General features: G+C 55.3%; 15 protein-coding genes and 1 pseudogene. 10 read left to right on the forward strand and 6 right to left on the reverse strand.

The features are described from left to right. Nucleotides 1-202: 202 nt before the first annotated feature. The 3 genes from NI000_RS17250 to NI000_RS17260 all read right to left on the reverse strand — a co-directional run bounded on the left by NI000_RS17250 (nt 203) and on the right by NI000_RS17260 (nt 5225). The gene (locus tag NI000_RS17250; protein ID WP_253412633.1) at nt 203-1306 is read right to left on the reverse strand and encodes a hypothetical protein; all 1104 of its coding nucleotides are present in this window, start codon (nt 1304-1306) and stop codon (nt 203-205) included. Between the two features lie 30 nt (nt 1307-1336). Beyond that, the gene (locus NI000_RS17255) at nt 1337-3403 is read right to left on the reverse strand and encodes an ABC transporter ATP-binding protein (RefSeq protein WP_253412635.1); all 2067 of its coding nucleotides are present in this window, start codon (nt 3401-3403) and stop codon (nt 1337-1339) included. A 76-nt stretch (nt 3404-3479) separates the two neighbouring features. Continuing rightward, nucleotides 3480-5225 (reverse strand): ABC transporter ATP-binding protein, encoded by a 1746-nt coding sequence (locus NI000_RS17260; protein WP_253412637.1) that lies wholly within the window; start codon nt 5223-5225, stop codon nt 3480-3482. 642 nt (nt 5226-5867) lie between these two features. On the opposite strand from NI000_RS17260, the gene tnpA reads away from it, so the two are divergent. From tnpA to NI000_RS17275, 3 genes and pseudogenes are all read left to right on the forward strand, one after another. Further along, nucleotides 5868-6266, forward strand: coding sequence for an IS200/IS605 family transposase (tnpA, locus tag NI000_RS17265; protein ID WP_253412639.1), 399 nt, complete (start codon nt 5868-5870; stop codon nt 6264-6266). A gap of 4 nt (nt 6267-6270) precedes the next feature. Then, nucleotides 6271-7325, forward strand: a pseudogene (locus NI000_RS17270) (RNA-guided endonuclease InsQ/TnpB family protein). 182 nt (nt 7326-7507) lie between these two features. After that, a complete protein-coding gene (locus NI000_RS17275; RefSeq protein WP_253412641.1) occupies nt 7508-8467 on the forward strand; it encodes an acetylxylan esterase in 960 nt (319 codons plus the stop codon). Nucleotides 8468-8520: 53 nt separating this feature from the next. Here NI000_RS17275 and NI000_RS17280 read toward each other — a convergent pair whose 3' ends face one another. Next, nucleotides 8521-9699 carry an MFS transporter gene (locus NI000_RS17280; protein ID WP_253412642.1) on the reverse strand — a complete coding sequence of 393 codons (1179 nt, stop codon included), beginning with the start codon at nt 9697-9699 and terminating at the stop codon, nt 8521-8523. A gap of 162 nt (nt 9700-9861) precedes the next feature. Between NI000_RS17280 and NI000_RS17285 the strand changes: the two genes are divergently transcribed. The 3 genes from NI000_RS17285 (at nt 9862) to aspA (ending at nt 13208) form a co-directional block, all read left to right on the forward strand. Then, the gene (locus NI000_RS17285) at nt 9862-10491 is read left to right on the forward strand and encodes a TetR/AcrR family transcriptional regulator (protein WP_253412644.1); all 630 of its coding nucleotides are present in this window, start codon (nt 9862-9864) and stop codon (nt 10489-10491) included. Nucleotides 10492-10655: 164 nt separating this feature from the next. Then, the gene (locus NI000_RS17290) at nt 10656-11621 is read left to right on the forward strand and encodes a carbohydrate kinase family protein (RefSeq protein ID WP_253412645.1); all 966 of its coding nucleotides are present in this window, start codon (nt 10656-10658) and stop codon (nt 11619-11621) included. Between the two features lie 144 nt (nt 11622-11765). Further along, a complete protein-coding gene (aspA, locus tag NI000_RS17295; protein WP_253412647.1) occupies nt 11766-13208 on the forward strand; it encodes an aspartate ammonia-lyase in 1443 nt (480 codons plus the stop codon). Nucleotides 13209-13296: 88 nt separating this feature from the next. On the opposite strand, the gene NI000_RS17300 is transcribed toward aspA, so the two are convergent. Next, nucleotides 13297-14229, reverse strand: coding sequence for a DMT family transporter (locus tag NI000_RS17300; protein ID WP_253412649.1), 933 nt, complete (start codon nt 14227-14229; stop codon nt 13297-13299). Nucleotides 14230-14341: 112 nt separating this feature from the next. On the opposite strand from NI000_RS17300, the gene NI000_RS17305 reads away from it, so the two are divergent. The 4 genes from NI000_RS17305 to pfkB all read left to right on the forward strand — a co-directional run bounded on the left by NI000_RS17305 (nt 14342) and on the right by pfkB (nt 18266). After that, nucleotides 14342-15235: an AraC family transcriptional regulator gene (locus tag NI000_RS17305; protein ID WP_253412651.1), complete on the forward strand. Its 894-nt coding sequence runs from the start codon at nt 14342-14344 to the stop codon at nt 15233-15235. 157 nt (nt 15236-15392) lie between these two features. Next, complete coding sequence (locus tag NI000_RS17310) at nt 15393-16448, forward strand: SIS domain-containing protein (RefSeq protein WP_253412654.1); 1056 nt, start codon at nt 15393-15395, stop codon at nt 16446-16448. A gap of 22 nt (nt 16449-16470) precedes the next feature. Continuing rightward, nucleotides 16471-17337 carry a class II fructose-1,6-bisphosphate aldolase gene (gene fba, locus NI000_RS17315; RefSeq protein WP_253412656.1) on the forward strand — a complete coding sequence of 289 codons (867 nt, stop codon included), beginning with the start codon at nt 16471-16473 and terminating at the stop codon, nt 17335-17337. Continuing rightward, the gene (pfkB, locus tag NI000_RS17320) at nt 17334-18266 is read left to right on the forward strand and encodes a 1-phosphofructokinase (RefSeq protein WP_253412658.1); all 933 of its coding nucleotides are present in this window, start codon (nt 17334-17336) and stop codon (nt 18264-18266) included. Before fba ends, pfkB begins: the two co-directional genes overlap by 4 nt. A gap of 119 nt (nt 18267-18385) precedes the next feature. Here the strand turns inward: pfkB and NI000_RS17325 are convergent, their stop codons facing one another. Continuing rightward, a complete protein-coding gene (locus NI000_RS17325) occupies nt 18386-19471 on the reverse strand; it encodes a hypothetical protein (RefSeq protein ID WP_253412660.1) in 1086 nt (361 codons plus the stop codon). Nucleotides 19472-19526: the final 55 nt, after the last annotated feature.

Raw genomic sequence — 19526 nt, forward strand, 5'->3', positions numbered from 1 at the left:
AGTGGCTTTCGCTTGCCCATAACCTGCTGAAGAAAGCAGCAATAGACGCCAAAAAGAAAGAAGCTAGGCCCAAACAAGCTGCCTAGCTCCTTTTCATTCAACTATTCACCCTTTTTACCATCTGAGACTGTCCCGCAGATTCTAAAATAGTTACTTTTGGGACAGCCTCTTGGCTTTTTCCGTTATAAAAATAGTCTATAGATCAGTCGCCTCCGCCGCCGCATCCGGAAGAGCAGCTCGACGAAGAGGAGCAGCTTGAGGAGGACGAGCAGCTAGAGGACGAACAGCTCGAAGACGAGCAGCTTCCGGACGAGCCGCCATCGTTGCCGCTGTCGTCGGACCAGCCGCCGGTGCCGCAGCCGCTGGAGGCGCAGGAGGATGAAGCTCCCGATTGCTGTCCCGCGTCGCGTTTGGCTTCCTCTTCGGTCAGCAGCTCCTGCATCTGTTCGTCGAAGCCGGTAAATTCCGTTACCGAGTAGAACAGCATGGCGCCGGCCAAGTACGGCATCAAGGAAGGGCCGTGCGATTCGGAAGGCCGCTCCGCGTAGGTCGGATTAACCGCAGCCTGCCGCAGCTGATCTTTCGCTTGCTCGATTAACCACAGGACCGTTTGCCCGATTTCAGGGAATTGGGCCGCCGCTTTCCGGTTGAACCAAAGCTGCTCAAGTTCTTCCTCGCTCTCCGAGCTCAGCCGGTCGATCCGCTGCCGATCGAGCGGATAGCGGAAAAAGCTTCCCCAGATTTGCCCCGTAAACGGCGTGGACGTAAACAAGTGGGCGTATACCCAATCGAACCAGGCGCGCCCGCCCGGGTCCGGCGTACCGCTCGTATGCGGTGCATGGTGAATCGTCGCGCCGAGCAGCGTTTCCCCGAAGCGCTGGTACTCCCGGGTAAACATCAGCATCTCGTGCCAAATGTCGTCGACCGCTTCGCTGAACATCGGCACTTCTTTCAGTACGGCGGTCATCAAAAAGTATCGTTTCAGCTCCAGCAGCTTCCATTCGTATTCGGCCTCGCTCATGGAAGGATACTTGCCGAGCACCCGCTTTCGCAGCCGGTCACCGTACTCCGTTTGCAGCGCTTGCTCCAGCCGGTCTGCAGCCGGCTTCAGCGGGACGCCGGGCTGAAGTCCGAGTCCGGCCGGCAGCGGCTCGCTCCGGTAATCCGGCTTCGCCGGGGTTCGCGCAGGAAGCTTCGTCCTGCGGACCGGCCCCGGACGCCGCCGGTTCGTTTTTCCCGATTTGGAAGAAGAGGCAACGATCAGTACAACGATGACAACAAGGATCAAGATAAAGATGACGGACATATCGTACCTCCCTGGCGCGTGATGACCATATTATACCATAGCCGGCCCCTGAACTTCTCCTTCGGAGGTCCTGGTTTCGGAAGCTTCCTCCGCCGACAGCTCCCCCGATTGCAGTCGGTACATTTGGTAATACCTGCCACCCAGCCGCATCAGCTCGTCGTGCGTCCCGCTTTCCTTAATTTCGCCCCGGTCGAGGACAAGGATCTGATCCGCGGCTTTGATGGTCGACAGCCGGTGCGCGATGATGAAGGTGGTCCGGCCTTTTTTCAGCACCTCCAGTGCCGCTTGGATGACGGCTTCCGTTTCCGTATCGATGCTGGCGGTAGCTTCGTCCAGGATAAGAATCGCCGGGTCGAACGCCAGCGCCCGGGCGAACGAAACAAGCTGCCGCTGACCGGCCGAAAGCGTGCTGCCTTTCTCGATGACGGGCTCGTCGATGCCTCCGGGCAGGGCGGCGAACATTTCGTACGCTCCGACATCGCGAAGCGCCCGCTCCACCTGTTCCCGTGTAATGGAAGGATCGTCCAGACTGACGTTCGAGGCGATCGTACCGGTGAACAGGAACGGGTCCTGCAGCACGATCCCCATATGCTGGCGGAGCAGCTGCTGCGGAATATCCCGGATATCCCGGCCGTCGATCAGAATCCGTCCTTCCCGGACCTCGTAGAACCGGAACAGCAGGTTCAGGATCGAGCTTTTGCCGGAGCCGGTATGGCCTACGAGCGCGACAGTCTCGCCCGAGCGGGCGTGGAACGTAATGTGTTTGAGCACGTCCTCGCCGGGCTTGTAGGCGAACGAGACGTTTTCGAAGGCGACGTTTCCTTTGTAGCGCTCCAGCTTGCCTTCGGCCACCTCGGTGCCTTTCTCGTCCAGCAGCTCGAACACGCGCTCCGCCGATACGAGGGCCGTTTCCAGATTGCTGAGCTGGTTCACGATGCCGACGATCGGCTGGAACATCCGGTTCATGTAATCCACGAAGGCGTACAGCACCCCGACCGTGACGAGCGTACCGAGCCAGCCGCCCCCGAACATCCAGATGACGGTAAGAAAAATAACGTTCCGGACGACGCCCACCAGGTTGTGCGAGGTAATCGCATTTAAGCTGAGCAGCTTGTTTTGGTTCGTAAAATGCTGCTCGTTGAGCTGCTCGAACTCTTCCAGCGTCTCCTTCTGCCGGCGGAACGCCCGGATGATCGGCATGCCTTGAATCGATTCGTTGATCATCCCATTGATGTCGCTAAGTCTGGACCGGATCGCATGGTTGTATTTGGAAGCGAAACGGCGGTACACGACGATCCACACGTAGAGGATCGGTACCAGGGGCAGCGCGATCAGAGCAAGTCTCACGTCGAGAAAGAACAGTGCGCCGAGAATGGCCGCCATATAGACGATACCGGAGAAAAAGTTCGCCAGCACGTTGACGTACAACTCGCGGATCGATTCCGTATCGTTCGTAATGCGCGAGACGACTTTGCCTGCGGGCAGGTTATCGAAATATTGGACGGGCAGCCGTCCGACCTGAGCAAACACGTCTTTGCGGATCGTCTGAATGATCCGGTTGGCGGACGTCTGCAGCAGGTATTTCTCCCCGTAAGCGAACAGGGCACTCAGCGCGATCAGGCCGAAATAACAGGCCGCCAGCACGACGAGCCGTCCGAATTCCGGTTCGTAAAAGGCATAGAGCTGCGGCGTCGTCAGCTCCCGCACCGGATAGACGGCCTGCCCGCCATCGCTGACTACCGTCAGTTCGTTCCCTTGCACACTGCGTTGGCCGTCGAAGCGGAGCGGGCCGTCGACGAAATAGTAGCTGCGTCCGACCTGCAGCACGCGGACCTCGCGTCCCTTCGTTTCGCCTTCTTCCCAGCGGTCTTGCCGTTTGTACGTTTTGCCGTCATAGACGACGGTGTCTTTGCCTCCTGCGGCGGCTTCATACCATGGATATTCCACGCCGAGAATATGGCGGTCGATCATTTGTCTGGCGACAAGCGGCCCGGCCAGCTCCGCGCAGACGGCTGCGGTCAGCAGGACGAGCGCAATGAGGATCGGCCGCTTGAACAACGCCGCGTAGCGGTATAACCGGATACCGGTTTGTTTCATGAGAAATCACCTTCGTTTCCGCCGTGCGGACAGTTTGTGATGCCGTCCACCAAGCATATTTTGAACGGGGAAGGGGTTACGCCCCGATGTTCGCTTCGAGCTGCTGCCGGTCGTACTGCTCCTTGTACCAGCCTCCGGCCAGAAGCAGCTGCTCGTGGGTGCCTTCTTCCGCGATCCGGCCTTCGTCCAGCACGACGATCCAATCGGCATGCTGGACGGCGGACAGCCGGTGGGTGACGATCAGCGTCGTCTTGCCGGCGCGTTCCCGGCGAATACCCGCGATGATTTCCGCCTCCGTCTTGGCGTCGACAGCCGACAGCGCATCGTCGAGCATGAGAATTTCGGGATCGACGATCAAGGCGCGGGCGATGGACACGCGCTGCTTCTGACCGCCGGATAAGGCGACGCCCTTCTCGCCGACCAGCGTCTCCAGACCTTCGGGCAGGAAGTGCACGTCCTTGGCGAACGAGGCCAGCTCCAGCGCCTGCTGTACTTCCGATTCGTCCGCATGGCTGCGGCCGAACGTAATATTTTCGCGGATCGACCGCGAGAACAGAATCGGCTGTTGCGGCACATAGCCGATCCAGCCCTGGAGCGTGTCGGGATCGATCTGGTCCGCAGGCACGCCCGACAGCCGGACCGCTCCCTGGCCGGAAGGGTATTCGCGTAGAAGCTGCTTGAGCAGCGTCGTTTTGCCGCTTCCCGTCCGGCCTACGATCCCGAGCGTCTGACCGCGATCCAGCCGGAACGAGATATCGACGAGATTATCGATAGGCGAAGTAGGATAGCGGAACGTCACGCGGTCGAACACGATGCTTTCCGGCACGTCGACCGGCACGGGATTCGCCGGGCCTTCCACATCCGGCTCGTAGGCGAGCGTTTCGTTGACCCGGTCCAGCGAAGCGTTGCCCCGCTGCATGAGGTTGATGAGCTCGCCGATCGCGAACATCGGCCAAATCAGCATGCCGAGGAATACGTTGAACGAAACCAGCTCGCCGAGCGTAATTTCGTTATGGAACACCAGATAAGCGCCGTAGCATAACCCGATCAAATAGCTGATGCCGACCAAAATTTTCACCGTCGGATCGAACAGCGCGTCGACGCGGGCGACGGCGATGTTTTTGCGGAACACGTCGTCCGAAGTGCGGTGGAATCGTTCCTCGCTGGCCTTCTCCTGGACGAACGCGCGGATGACCCGAACGCCGCCGATCGTCTCCAGCACCTGGTCGTTCAACTGGCCGAACGCGTCCTGCGCGCTCGTGAAGCGCTCGTGAATCCGCTTGCCGAACCTGCCCATCAGTAGCGCCATAATCGGCAGGGGCAGCAGGGAAGCGAGCGTCAGCTTCCAGCTGATAAACGCCGCCATCATTGTCAAGATCGTCAGCATGTACAGGCTGGAGTCGATCAGCGTCAAAATCCCGAAGCCTGCGGTCGCCGAGACGGCGTGCAGATCGTTCGTCGCCCGGGCCATCAAATCGCCCGTCCGGTTTCGTTCGTAGAACGTCGGCGTCATTTTGGCGAAGTGGCGCATCAGACGCGAGCGGAGCAGACGCTCCAGCACGAAGGCGCCACCGAACAGCTGATACATCCAGACGTAAGTAATCGCGTAACACAACAGAGCCGCGGCGGCCCAAAAGCCAAGCACCTGATAAAACTGCGCGTCGGTCAGCGTCCCTTGGTGAATGCCGTCGATCGAATAGCCGATCAGTTTCGGGGGAATGACCTCCAGAATTCCGGCGATCAGCAGCAGCAGGATCGCGGAACTGTATCGTTTCCAGTGCATGGCGAAAAACCAGCGCAGCTTTTTCAATACGATAAACATGCGAGCGTACTCCTTTCCGGTTCTCTAAAAAATGGTTATGCGGCAGCGCTTGGAAAACGACGCCAAAAAAGGCATACCGCTCGTAAGCGATATGCCTTAACGCATCCGTATCCAAGGATGCTTATCTGTTCGCAACAAACACCATACGCGGGTTCTAACTGCTGCGGACCGATAAAAAAGGCGCACGATTACGAGGGTGCGTAACCATGCGCCGCGTGTACGGAAGAAATTCGCGAAACGGCGAACGAGCCGTCACGATTCCAGCGCGGAGTGGCTGCACCGAACAATCCGGTTGTACTGAAGATGTGCGCGAAATTTTCGGTCTCTGGCGAGCAACATATGGCAGCCATCCTTTCTTTGGAAATAATCTACAAATGTCACTGTACCATTGGGCGGCTCGTACTGTCAACGGGAGAAAACGATTATAATCGATCATGCCGGGGGATCAAAAAAAGACAGGATAGAGTCCAAGTTGAGACTTGAGATTCCGGCTGTCCTGAATTACAGACCTTAGGTGAGAAAGCCCTTGCCTTTAGGCATGGGATGAATCGGCTTAGGACAAGGGCTATCTTTAGACATCTTAATTGTCCTACATGCTTTCATGTTGTTGCAGTTTCATATTTAGACTGATACAATCGGCGTATGAGAGAAGAATATAGAAGAACGACAACAACCGTATCACTCATCAACTATCATTTTGTGTTTTGCCCGCGATACCGAAGAAAGGTACTTGTGAGTCAAGTAGAAGCGCGATTTAAAGAGCTTGTGCAAGAACTGTGCCAGGAAAACGATTGGCTTATGATTGCGATGGAAGTCATGCCCGATCATGTGCATCTAGTCTTAAACGTGCAACCAACGGATTCTCCAGCGGACATTATGGCAAAATTGAAAGGTGCGACCTCGCGATTTTTGCGTCAAGAATTTAAGCACTTGAAGCATCTGCCAAGCCTTTGGACACGTTCCTATTTTGTCAGCACGGCAGAGAATGTTTCGAGTGAAACCATCAAACGTTATGTGGAAGAACAAAAGACAAGGGGGTGAAGCCATGCAAACCGTAACCGTTCAAATTCGAATATTCCCAAACAATGTTTCCCTGCTGAAGGAGATGGGGGGCGAATACATCAAAACGGTCAATCTCCTAACCGAACAAGCGGAAGCATCGGGCACATTTCCAAAGCTCACCTCCAAGGATGTCGATGCCAAACTTCCATCCGCAGTAAAGAACCAAGCTATTCGAGATGCACGAAGCATTCATAAAAAGACGAAAAAGCAAGGAAAACGTCCGGTTCTAAAGCGCAGAGTCTACTACGTAAATAACCAGAACTATTCACTTGGGGACCATAGCGTTGCATTTCCTGTTATGTTGAACGGAAACGTACAGCGGCTCAAGATTCCGGTTCGTGTAACGGAACGCGAACAACTTTTGTTATCCAGCGGCAAGCTTGGCCTCTTAAAAGTGGTTGAGAAGTCGGGCAAGTGGTATGTACAAATTTCTGTTGAAAGAAAGACAGAACAAGCAACCGGCGATGTCGCGATGGGAATTGACTTGGGTTTAAAAATCCCTGCCGTTGTTGTCACCTCAACAGGTAAGACGAAATTTGTTGGTAACGGCATACAGAACAAGTATATACGCGCAAATACAAAGAGCGCAGAAGAACGATGGGCAAGTTAAAGAAATTGTCTGCGATCCGTAAGCAAGAAAATAAAGAACATCGCTACATCAAAGACCAAAACCACAAAATCAGCCGTAAGATCGTGAACATGGCGATCGAAGAACAAGTATCGGTCATCAAGATGGAAAAGCTGACGAACATTCGCCAAACGACAAGAACAAGTCGTAAAAACGCTAAAAACTTGCATAACTGGACGTTCTACCAATTGCAAATGTTTATCGCATACAAAGCGGCATTGGCCGGGATCAACATCATCGAAGTCAATCCTGCCTACACCTCCCAAACGTGTCCAAACTGCGAGAAACGGAACAAGGCAATGGACCGAACGTATCAATGTTCATGCGGGTATCGCGCACACCGCGACAGAGTTGGAGCCATCAATATCATGCGCCAACCTGTGATAGATGGTAACAGTCTGTCAGCCTAGATAGCTATACGCTCTGATCTAGGATGAGCTAATGAGCTAGCTCTTAACTTCGCAGTCTGCACAAAACAGAAATGGCCTGCGTGCGTTAACTAGCTAAGAATCCCACGGCTTTAGCCGTATTGGAGGCTCAAATTGAGAAGAAGAATAAATTCCACACTTTGCAAAAAAAGGATGATGAGACGATGCCGCTGTTGGATATGCCGCTGGATCAACTGAAAACGTACCACGGACGCAACCCACGTCCTGCCGACCTGGACGAATACTGGGAAGCGGCGCTGCAGGAAATGCGGGCGACCGATCCCCAGGTCGAGCTGGTGCCGTCGGAGTTCACGACGCCGTTCGCGGAATGCTTCGACTTGTACTTTACCGGCGTCCGGGGTGCGCGGATTCACGCCAAGTATGTGCGACCGACCCGAACCGACGGTCCGCATCCGGCCTTGCTCCAATTCCACGGATATACGGGAAATTCCGGCGATTGGCAGGATAAGCTGCAGTATGCGGCGCTGGGCTTTTCCGTGGCAGCCATGGACGTACGCGGTCAAGGCGGCTTGTCGGAGGATACGGGCGGGGTGAAGGGAACGACGCACCACGGCCATTTTATCCGCGGCTTGGACGGGGAGCCGGACAACTTGCTGTTCCGCCATATTTTCCTGGATACGGCGCAGTTGGCTTCCATTGTGATGAGCTTTCCGGAGGTGGATGAGAACCGGGTAGGGGCGGCAGGCTGGTCGCAGGGAGGCGCTTTGACGATGGCCTGCGCGGCGCTGGAGCCGCGGATTCGCAAGGCCGCGCCGGTCTATCCGTTCCTGAGCGACTACAAGCGGGTGTGGGAGATGGATTTGGCCAAAGACGCCTATGCCGAGCTACACACGTATTTCCGCCATTTTGATCCGCAGCATAAACGGGAAGAGGAGATTTTCACCAAGCTCGGCCACATCGATATCCAGCATTTGGCGCACCGCATTCAGGCGGAGCTGCTGATCGGCGTCGGGCTGATGGACCCGATTTGTCCGCCTTCCACCCAATTTGCCGCGATCAACAAGGTCACGTCGCCGGTGCAGCTGGAAATTTACCCGGACTTCGGACACGAAGGGCTTCCGGGAATGCAGGACAAGATCTATCAATTTATGAAAACCTTATAGCGGCAAAAAAAAGAGCGTCCGGCGCATCGTCGGACGCTCTTTGCTTTTGGCGCTCAGGAAGAAGCTACGCCGGTTTTACGGACGGCGAGACGGCCGCCTATGGCGATTCCGCCCAGATACAAGGCGGCGCTTACGCCGAAGAGCAGCGGAATGCTTTCTCCGATAAACAGGAGTGATCCGAGCATCGGGCCTGCCGCCATGCCAAGATAGCGGACAAAATTGTATACGCCGACGGCGGTCGCGCGGTCATCGGGGAACATTTCCGTAAGGAGCGTGGCCGGCATCGACATGGTAAGTCCCATCGTCAGGCCGAACAAGCAGAACACGGCAGCCAGCACGGGCAGCGACAGTCCGGCGGTGAAAGCGAACAGCAGCACCGTCGCGGCGTTGGCCGCGCAACCCCATAAATAGCCGCTCTCTCCGGGGAATCGGCTTTGGACCCATCCGCCTGCCTTGACTCCAATCATGGAGGAGAGCGCCATGAGCAGCATCAGCGTTCCCGTCTGCGACGGCTCATAGCCGTAGCGGTGATGGGCGATGATCGGAATGTAAACGAGAAAGACGAAGTAGACCAAAAACTGCACGAATCCGACGGTCAGCAGGGCAGCCGCCCGGGGATGGCGGGCCAAGCGGACAAACGAGCTCCAATCGAGGCTCTTGCGCACGGCCGTTGTTTTCGGCCGGGTTTCGGGGAGCAGGAAAGCATTGGCCGCAAGCAGGATCAGCGATACGGCGCCCAGCAGCAAAAACGCGCTTCCGTAGCCGTAGCGGCCGCCGATCACTCCACCGACCCACGGGCCGACGGCCGGAGACAGTCCGAGCATCAGCTGGTAAGTTGCCATCCCTTGGGCCCGCTCTTTTCCTTCGAACACATCGCCGATTACAGCCGCCGCAACAACCGGAACGGCCGCCGCACCGATGCCTTGAAGCAGACGGAAGGCGAGCAGCGCATCAACCGAGCCGGCGTAGGCGCAGCCGAGCGAGGCCAACGTGTAGACGGCGACGGCCGGGAGCAGGACGATTTTACGGCCCTTCCGGTCCGACAGCGGACCGAAGACAAGCTGCATGACTGCAAGCGCTACGGTAAATACGGTAACAGTCAGGTTGACCATTGCTTGCGTCGTGTGCAGCTTTTGTTGGACCTCCACCAGCAGCGGAGAGTACAAGTTTTGTGCCAAAGACGCCACAAAGGCGCTGAAGCCGATCAAATACAAGATGATGCGGGATTTCATGAGATCACTCCTTTTTTACATATGACTGACTGCCAGTCAATTAAGTACATTACGCATTATAGTTGATTGACCGATTGTCAGTCAATGGGTAAAATAAAATTATGGAGATTACCCTAAAACGAGAAGCGTGCATTTCTCTCAATTAGCAAAGGAGTGCGACTTATGGCCAGAATAACGAAGGACCCTGAAGTGCGCAGGAACGAACTGCTGGACGCGGCTGTGCAATTGTTCGGCGATAAAGGCGTCGAGCGGACGTCTGTCAGCGACATCGTCAAACAGGTGGGGGTCGCTCAAGGGACGTTTTATTACTATTTCAAAACGAAGGACGACGTTATCTTCGCCCTGATCGAGCGTACGCTGTCAGAGCAAATGGAATATGTGATTTCGGTTGCGGGGCAGCCCGGGGTAGCCGCGGACCGGAAGCTGGTGGCGGCGCTGCTCGAACGTCCGGCCGTCCTGCCGAATTACCGGGATTTTTTGCAGGTGCTGCACCATGAGAGCAACGCCATGATCCATCAACGGTTCGTGTCCCGGAAAATTTCCGAGATGGTGCCGCCGATTGCGCATATCCTTGAGCAGGGCGTAGAGGAAGGCATGTTTCATGTCGAGCATCCGGCGGAAACGGCCGAATTTATGCTGACGGCGATTTTGTTCATGTTCGATCCGGGCTTTTTTGACCGGACCGAGGAGGAGATCCGCGTGAAAGCCGACGCGATCGTCGGCATCATGGGGAAGCTGCTCGGTGCGGAGCTCCCGGCGCCGGATCAGGCAAGAAGCATGTTTGCGCATTAAGGCGCGCGGATTGTTCGTTGACGGCTTGATTTCCCTCCGACTACAATAGGGATTGAACGTTGCCTTGGACATATGCGGTGCCGTAAAGCTTTGATTCAAAGGGCTGCAAAAAGCGCAGGTAACGTGTACCGATCGGAATTTGATAAAATGGACGGAGGATGGACATGAATAGATTAGATGCCGTCGCTATCGGCGAGCTGCTGATCGATTTTACGCCTGCGGGGGTGTCCGAGCAAGGGTTGCCGCGATACGAGCAAAACCCAGGCGGCGCGCCGGCCAATGTGATGGCGGGGCTGACCAAGCTGGGCAAAAGGACGGCATTTATCGGCAAAGTCGGCGAAGATGCGTTCGGCCGTTTTTTGACGGGGGAGCTGGAGAAGCACGGGGTGGATACGGGCAGCATGGTATTTACCGGCGAAGCCGGTACGACGCTGGCCTTTGTCAGCCTTGATGCCAGCGGAGACCGTTCTTTCAGCTTTTACCGCAATCCCGGGGCGGACATGCTGCTGCAGGAGTCGGAGATCGACTGGAAGCGGATCGGGGAAGCCGCCTTGTTTCATTTCGGCTCCGTCTCGATGACCCACGAACCCTCGGCTACGGCGACACTGCGCGCGGCTGCCTATGCCCGCCGGGAAGGTAAGCTCGTCTCCTTCGATCCGAATCTGCGTCCGCTGCTGTGGCCGGATTTGGAACGTGCGAAGTCGCTCATTCTGGAAGGCATGACTTACAGCGACGTATTGAAGCTTTCCGAGGAAGAGCTGCATTTTCTGACCGGCGAACGGGACTTGGAGGCAGGTACCCGGCAGCTGCAGGAGCGGTACGGTACTCCGCTGATGTTCGTAACGCTTGGGCCGGACGGCAGCTTTTACCGTCAGGGCGAGCGGACGGGCCGGGTACCGGGCTTCGCGGTGAAAGCCGTCGATACGACCGGCGCGGGCGACGCGTTCTTCTCCGGCGCGCTGTTCCGCTTGATGGAATACGGCAAGCGCCCTGACGAGCTGACCGAAAAGGAGCTTGGCGAGGTTTGCCGCTCGGGCAATGCGGCCGGCGCGCTTACGACGACCCGCAAGGGAGCCATTCCCGCTCTGCCGTCCCGGGAGGAACTGGACCAACTGATTCGCGGAGTTTGAAGGGACAAGCATGGAAACGTTTTATTTTCCGATGTCAAGCCCTTTCAACCATTGGTAAATTGAGATACAATAACGTATGGAGATGACATTGCTTGTAAGATCATCCCATCGCAAGTTATCGCAGCCATAAAGGGGAGACAGGTCATGACCAGCGCGCAATATCGGGTGGAAAAAGACTTTTTGGGCACGAAGGAAGTACCGGTCCATGCTTATTATGGAGTTCAAACGATGAGGGCCGTAGAAAACTTTCCGATTACCGGATACCGGATTCATAAAGAGCTGATTGTCGCCATGGCGACGGTCAAAAAAGCGGCGGCTATCGCCAATATGGAGATCGGGCAGCTGAATCCGAACCTTGGGAAGGTCATCGTTCAGGCGGCTGAGGAAATCATCGCCGGGCAATGGCACGATCAGTTTATTGTAGACCCGATTCAAGGCGGGGCAGGTACGTCGATCAACATGAACACGAACGAAGTCATTGCCAACCGGGGCATTGAGCTGCTCGGGGGCGAGAAGGGCAATTACTTTACGCTTAGTCCCAATACCCATGTGAACATGGCGCAGTCGACGAACGACGCTTTCCCGACGGCGATTCATATTGCCGTTCTGACGCTGCTCGATCAGCTGCTTGAGGTGATGAACGAGCTGCATGAAGGCTTCGAGGCCAAGGCGAAGGAATTCGACAGCGTTATCAAAATGGGCCGGACGCACCTGCAGGATGGCGTGCCGATCCGCCTCGGCCAGGAGTTTGAAGCTTACCGCCGGGTGCTTGCGAGAGACATCAAGCGGATTACGCAGACGCGGCAGCATTTGTATGAGATCAATATGGGTGCGACGGCTGTCGGCACCGGCTTGAACGCCGATCCGCGCTACATTAAGCGCGTGGCAGAGCTGCTGGCTGAATTCAGTGGCTTCCCACTGGTCAGCGCGGAGCACCTCGTCGATGCGACGCAGAACACTGACGCCTATACCGAAGTGTCTGCGGCATTGAAGGTGTGTATGATCAATATGTCGAAGGTGGCGAACGACCTGCGCTTGATGGCTTCGGGACCGCGTACCGGCTTGTCCGAAATCAGTCTGCCGGCGCGTCAGCCGGGCTCCTCGATCATGCCTGGCAAAGTGAACCCGGTTATGTGCGAGGTCGTCAACCAGGTGGCGTTCCAGGTGATCGGCAACGACCATACCATTTGCTTGGCTTCCGAAGCGGGACAGCTTGAGCTGAACGTCATGGAGCCGGTGCTGGTGTTCAACCTGCTGCAATCGCTCAGTATGATGAGCCAGGTGTTCAAGGTGTTCAAAAAATACTGCCTTGACGGCATCCAAGCGAACATCGACCATTGCAAAGAGTATGTGGAGCGGAGCGTGGGCGTCATTACCGCGCTGAACCCGCATCTGGGCTATGAGCCGGTGGCGAGAATTGCTCGCGAGGCGATTGAAACCGGCCGCTCGGTCCGCGAGCTCTGCCTGTTGTACGATGTGCTGCGCGAAGACGAACTGAACTTGATTTTGGACCCGTACGAAATGACGAATCCGGGGATCGCGGGCGCATCGCTGCTCGAAACGCACCGCGACGAAGAGAAGAAATAACGGCCGGACGCTTCCGTCAGGCCGGTTAGGCGACAAGCGCCGCTGTCTCAAGAGACGGCGGCGTTTGTTTGCAATGGTGAGAGCTGGCTTATGAGCCGATGTTGATGTTGATCTGTTTCGAAGGAGCTTTTTTCAAAGCCACCAATAAAATCATCCCGATGATGCAAGACGTGCCGATCCACTGAAAATACCCAAACGGCTCTTTCAGCCAAAGAACTGTGGTTAACACAGCCGCCAGCGGCTCCAGACTGCCAACAAGGCTTGATTCTTTGGGGGAGAGACTTTGCAAGCTTTCGATATAAAACCAAAAGGCGAGCATAGTGCCGAATACGATCACGAAGACCAGGTATAAATAGGCTTCCAGCGGCATGCCGGCATAATCCGCCTGCCAAGGCGGATGGATAAAGCTTAAGGCGGCGCCTCCGATGATCATCGCCCAGCCGACAATGACAAGCGAATCGTATTGCTTCAACAGAGGAACCGCATATACCGTATAAAACGCTAACGTTACCCCCGACAACACTCCCCATACGATGGCAGGCATCGGCACCGATAATTGAGAGACCGAGCCGTTGGTTAATAACAAAAAGCAGCCAACTAAAGCAAGGGAAACGGTTACTAGATCTTGTCGGGTGAAAACCGTCTGTTTTCGCAGGATGAGATAAATAATAATCATGACCGGCGCCAAATATTGCAGCAGCGTGGCTACGGCGGCGTTGCCGTGCTGGATCGAAGCCATATACGTATATTGAACCGCAAGCGTCCCGAACAGCGCGAAAATAACCAGTTTAAAGGCCGCACTTCGGTTTTTCCAGACACCGAATATTTGCGAGCGGTCTTTTGTAAAAAATTGCACGGCCAACAGTAAATTACCGGCTACGAGCAATCGTGTCGTCACCAGCCAATCGACTTCAATGGCGTAGTATTGGAATAGCTTTTTGGCGACGGTGCCGCTGATTCCCCATAATATCGCTCCGGTTATCACAAGAAATAATCCTCTTCTTCTAGCAGATCTGTCCATAAACGAGTCTCCACCTTAAAATATAATAATAGTGTTATAATAGGGGAAAATGGGCTTTGAAGATACTAGAATCGAATAAATAAATATAAGGATTTTGAGGTTGGATGACTATATGCAAATCAAAAATTTTAAAATTGACCAAACCCTAAAGGAGCTGACCGAGCACCGGACGGTCGTGCTGCCGATGGCTTGCTACGAGACGACGATTCATCAAAATATTCACGGTTATATCCCGCTTCATTGGCATGAAGAAATTCAGCTTGTCCTGATTGTAAAAGGAGAAGCGGTCTTTCAAATCAACGAGGACCGCATCACGGTTCGGGAAGGCGAGGGGCTGTTTATCAATAGCGGCTGCTTGCACATGGCGGAAGAAAAGGATCAATCGGGCTGCGTCTACATTTGTTTGAACGTTTCTCCCCATTTCGTATTATCACAAGAGCTTTATACGACCTTTGTATATCCTTATATTCAAGCGACCAATCTTTCATACTTACATTTGCATCCTGGTGAGCCTTGGCGGAAAAATAGTTTGGATGCCATCCTGAGCATTCATCGATTGCTGGAACAAAAACCGCCGTTTTATGAAATCAGTATCACCGTGCAGTTGACGTTAATTTGGCAAAATCTCATTAGGAATGGCTTTCAGCCGGAATACGACCGGACGGAAATGCAGAAGAGTCAGCGAATCAAGCAAATGCTGCAATGGATTCATATCCATTATGCCGAGAAAGTCAAGCTGGATGACATCGCTAGAGCCGGGCAATTGAGCCGGTCCGAATGCTGCCGCTATTTCAAGCGAATCCTGAAGACGACGCCGTTAAGCTATGTAACGGAATACCGCATCCAAAAAAGTTTAGTGCTCTTGCAGCAAGCGGAATCGAATGTGACGGAAGTCGCCTATCAGGTAGGATTTAATAGTACAAGCTATTTTATCGATCAGTTCCGCAAGTCCATGAGGATTACACCGCTAGCATACAAGAAATCTAAAATGGATAACGGCTCATAAAACGGGGCAGGACACAAAGCTCCCGTACAGTCCGGACGACGGCTCTTGTCTCCGGCTTTTTTTCGTTCCCTGACAAGCTCGTGATGTTGAATAAAATGATTGAAAAAATCAAAATTATGATTTATATTATCATTAATAAGACGAAAGGGGTAATATTGTGAAGCCATTCGGTCAATATACGTATCCTGAAATTTCGGCACAGGCGGAGGCGCTGAATGCGGCGCTTGCACAGCTTCAGCAGCAGGGAGACTGGGTTCAAAAACATCTCCTCGATTCGGAAACGGACGAGACAGTGTTCATCGGCAGCGGCTCATCCTATTATCAAGCATTGGCGATGGCGTCCGTCTACCGGGCGTGGCTGGGCAAAAGCGCAACGGCGTATCCTTCCTCGGAGGTGTTCCTGTTCCACGAGCAGACGCTTCCTCCGAACCGCAATTATTTGGTTATCGGCGTATCGAGATCGGGCGAATCGACGGAGGTGCTGCTGGCGCTGGAAGCCGTGAAGCCGCTCCCTAACGTGAAAGTCGCGGGTATTACCTGCTACGAAGAGAGCAGCATGGCGAAGCTGGCGGATTGCCTGGTATCCCCGCTCGGGAAAGAAACGAGCACCGTAATGACGAAATCGTTCAGCAGCATGACGTTTTTGATGCATGCGGCGATTGCCAAGGCGGCGGGCAAGCAGGATCAGTTCGAGCAGCTTGCTTCGGTCGCGCAAACGGACGATCAAGTCGTCAAAGCCGCCGACGCTTGCATTAAGCCTTTGGTCGACAAGAACGATTTTCACAAGGTCATTTACCTTGGCATGGGCACGTACTACGGCATCGCGCTGGAAGCGAGCTTGAAAATCAAAGAAATGTCCTACATCTGGACGGAAGCATACGGTACGCTGGAGTTCCGCCACGGTCCCAAGTCGATTGTGGAGCCGGGCACGCTTGTCTGCCTGCTGCTGTCCGAGAAAGCGCGCGATTACGAGCTGAAGGTCGCTAAGGAAATGCAGGAGTACGGCGCATTCGTGCTGCTCATCACGGCGCAGGCCGGGGAAGACACCGCGTTTGCGGATGCGGTATTCGAAGTCGGCGGCGCGGAGATGAGCGACGATGCCCGCACGGTGCTTTATTTGCCGGCGCTGCAATATTTGGGCTTCTATACGGCCATGAAACGCAACGTGGACCCGGATATGCCCCGCAACCTGACGCAAGTGGTCAAAATTTAGCCGGAAGCGAGATGACATCGATATGCCATTAGTATCATCTACCTCATTGCTTGAAGCGGCCCGCGCGGGCGGCTACGGAATCGGCGCATTCAATGTGCATACGCTGGAGATGCTGCAAGCGGTCGTCGACGCCGCGGAAGAAACCGGATCGCCTTTAATTCTTCAATCGACGGTAGGGACGGTCAAGCATCTCGGTCCCGATTATATCGCGGCGGCGGCCACAGTTGCTGCCAACCGTTCCCGGGTGCCGATCGCGCTTCATCTGGACCATTGTACGGACTTTGCGACGATCGTGCAGTGTATCCGGGCCGGATACACGTCGGTGATGATCGACGCTTCGATGCTGCCTTTCGAAGAAAACGTGCGTTTGACGAAGCAAGTCGTCGAAGTGGCGCGCGCCGCCGGCGTCAACGTCGAAGCCGAGCTGGGCAAAGTGGGCGGCGTGGAGGACGATATCGTCGTGGCCGAACATGAAGCGCTGATGGCCGACCCACAGGAGTGCGCCGATTTCGTTGAGCGGACCGGCGTCCACACGCTGGCGCCTGCGATCGGTACGGCTCACGGTATTTACAAGGGCGAGCCGAAGATCGATTTCGACCGCATCCGGCGCATTGCCGAGATCGTCTCGGTGCCGCTCGTGCTGCACGGCGGCTCCGGCATTCCGGAAGAGCAGGTGAAGCGCTGCGTGTCGCTCGGCATGGCCAAAATGAACATCGCCACCGAGATCCGCATCGTCTTCTCCGACGCGATCAAGGCCGTGTTTGCGGACAACCCGCAGGAGAACGACCCGCGCAAATATATGATTCCGGCCAAGAAGGCCGTGAAAGAAGCGGCAATTGAAAAAATGCGGATGGTCGGCTGCATCGGCAAAGCCGGGGACCTCCGATGATCGTTACCGTCACCTTGAATGCGGCCATCGATAAGACATATCATTTGCCTGCGCTGGCCGCAGGTCAAGTCTCCCGGGTGGACCGCGTGTACGCGGAGCCGGGAGGCAAAGGCATCAATGTCGCCCGCGTCATCGCGCTCCAAGGCGTTTCCGTGCTGGCGACCGGATTTGCCGGCGGCAGCAACGGGGATTTTATCGAACGCGGATTGACGCGGCAGGGGATTGCGCACGACTTCGTGAAGATCGAGGGCGAATCCCGCATCTGTCTGAACATCATGGATCAAGACGGCGTGTCCACGGAGCTGCTGGAGCCGGGACCGGTGATCGCCGGGCAAGAGATGGAGGCGATGCGGCAAAAGCTTGCGCTGCTTGCCGCGCGGGCGAAGGTCGTCGCTTTCAGCGGCTCGCTTCCGGCGGGTGTGCCAAAGTCCTTTTATGCGGAATTGATCGGGATCGCTCAAAGGCAGGGCGCCCTCGTATTTTTGGATACGAGCGGGGAAGCGTTGATGCAGGGCGCCGAAGCGAAGCCTTACTTCATCAAGCCGAACGAGGACGAAGTCGCCCAGTGGCTCGGTCATTCGATCAAGGACGAAAACGCGCTGATGCAAGGCTTGCTGCGGCTGAACGAGGCCGGCATTCCTTGCATTAGTGTATCGATGGGAGCGCAAGGCTCATTGGCCGCATTTCATGGCGTCTGTTACCGGGTGTACGCCCCGAAGGTCGATGCACGGAATGCGGTCGGCAGCGGGGACGCTTACGTGGCCGGCATGGCCATCGGCACAGCTCAAGGGCTTCCCGTCGAGGAGTGCCTCAGGCTGGCCACTGCTTCCGGGACGGCGAACGCGTTGACGGCCCGGGCGGGCTACGTCGAGCCGGAGGACGTCAAGCGACTGCTGGGCGAAGTCGTTGTGGAACGGTTCAATGGGTAGCGTGGCAGCAACTATAAAAAGGGCAGCACCGACACTGTCGGCATGCCCGCAGTTCTATTATTCGCGGGAGTCACTTTGTGTCTCCCTTTTTTGCATGGACTCGCTAGGATGATAGCCCGTTACTTCGAAGCGGAAGAAAGCTGGTCCAGCCAGTAAATCCCCGTCGGCTGCCGCTCTTTATCCTCCACATCGACCAGACTGACGCTCGGGCTGAGGCTTAAGCTTTGCAGCGAATCGCCGCTGGCCCGGCCTTCGATTTCGGTGATGTGGAACTTCACGAACTTGGGGCTCCCTTCAAGCAGTGACAAATCATTGATGTCGTCGCCAAACCAGGTAACCGTATACTCCTCACCGTCCGCCGTAGTTCCGATTGCATAAACCTGGGAAATTTTTAGCTTATACAGCTCGGCCAGCTTTTTCGGATCCGTGACGGTGGATTTCTTAAAGGTAGCGGCAAACGGCCATATGCTTTGCTCCGACAAGATTCCCACCCGCTCCGTAGCGCCCTTCCGGTACTGCTCCAACGTTTCCTTGGAGTAAATGTTCGTATATTCGCCCTTTACTTTTTTGATGTTCTTTTCATCTGCATGCGATGGGAAAGTAACTTTGAAATCGGCCGGAACCGATTTGAAATTCGGATTCGTCTCATTGACCTGCTTCCACTCTATGCGGGCGAGCTGATCCTTGGTATCGGATAAATCGTTGATCGTGCCTCCGGGCTGGCCGAATCTTTGCAGCGAATGCAGGGTCAGGCTCGGCTTATCGCTGCCCTCCCGGGAGCTCCATCCTGTGTACAAGGTGTACGATTTGTCTGGATTCAACTGGTCTCCGCCCAGAATCGATACGATGACTTCGTCTCCCGCATCTTCTCCTCCGGTATTCAGATCGACCTTGACTCCGGGCAGATTGGTCATAATGACCTTGGGCTTCAAAGCATCGGAGGCATCCGTTTGAAAGGTCAGAGCAGGAATGTTGCGTAAAATGCCCTGTCTTTGAAACGCTTGGAGCTGTTCTTTGGTCCACTCGGCGCGAACCTTGGTCGTCATGAAGTCCTTCCCGACTTTATAAGCTTCCAGTTTTGCTTTGGCCGGCGAATCCGCGTTTGCCGCTTTGGAATTCGTAAATTCGCTCTCGTAAGCGAAGGCCCCGGTGCATAAAAAAAGCTGCATAGCTAAAGCCGCCGAGACTACGGTTCGTTTCTTCATCTTCTTTGAATCCTCCTCGAATTTTGCTTTTCGCACATGGAAAAAAGACCATGAA

It is taken from the genome of Paenibacillus tyrphae (assembly GCF_024158745.1).
In the GTDB taxonomy this organism is placed as follows: domain Bacteria; phylum Bacillota; class Bacilli; order Paenibacillales; family NBRC-103111; genus Paenibacillus_G; species Paenibacillus_G tyrfis_A.

Coding starts and splice junctions, on each gene's coding strand:
- aspA (WP_253412647.1), top strand. CDS start 11,766: ATGACCAGCGCGCAATATCGGGTGGAAAAAGACTTTTTGGGCACGAAG.
- NI000_RS17285 (WP_253412644.1), top strand. CDS start 9,862: ATGGCCAGAATAACGAAGGACCCTGAAGTGCGCAGGAACGAACTGCTG.
- NI000_RS17275 (WP_253412641.1), top strand. CDS start 7,508: ATGCCGCTGTTGGATATGCCGCTGGATCAACTGAAAACGTACCACGGA.
- tnpA (WP_253412639.1), top strand. CDS start 5,868: ATGAGAGAAGAATATAGAAGAACGACAACAACCGTATCACTCATCAAC.
- NI000_RS17255 (WP_253412635.1), bottom strand. CDS start 3,403: ATGAAACAAACCGGTATCCGGTTATACCGCTACGCGGCGTTGTTCAAG.
- NI000_RS17325 (WP_253412660.1), bottom strand. CDS start 19,471: ATGAAGAAACGAACCGTAGTCTCGGCGGCTTTAGCTATGCAGCTTTTT.
- NI000_RS17280 (WP_253412642.1), bottom strand. CDS start 9,699: ATGAAATCCCGCATCATCTTGTATTTGATCGGCTTCAGCGCCTTTGTG.
- NI000_RS17260 (WP_253412637.1), bottom strand. CDS start 5,225: ATGTTTATCGTATTGAAAAAGCTGCGCTGGTTTTTCGCCATGCACTGG.
- fba (WP_253412656.1), top strand. CDS start 16,471: ATGCCATTAGTATCATCTACCTCATTGCTTGAAGCGGCCCGCGCGGGC.
- NI000_RS17250 (WP_253412633.1), bottom strand. CDS start 1,306: ATGTCCGTCATCTTTATCTTGATCCTTGTTGTCATCGTTGTACTGATC.
- NI000_RS17300 (WP_253412649.1), bottom strand. CDS start 14,229: ATGGACAGATCTGCTAGAAGAAGAGGATTATTTCTTGTGATAACCGGA.
- pfkB (WP_253412658.1), top strand. CDS start 17,334: ATGATCGTTACCGTCACCTTGAATGCGGCCATCGATAAGACATATCAT.
- NI000_RS17305 (WP_253412651.1), top strand. CDS start 14,342: ATGCAAATCAAAAATTTTAAAATTGACCAAACCCTAAAGGAGCTGACC.
- NI000_RS17290 (WP_253412645.1), top strand. CDS start 10,656: ATGAATAGATTAGATGCCGTCGCTATCGGCGAGCTGCTGATCGATTTT.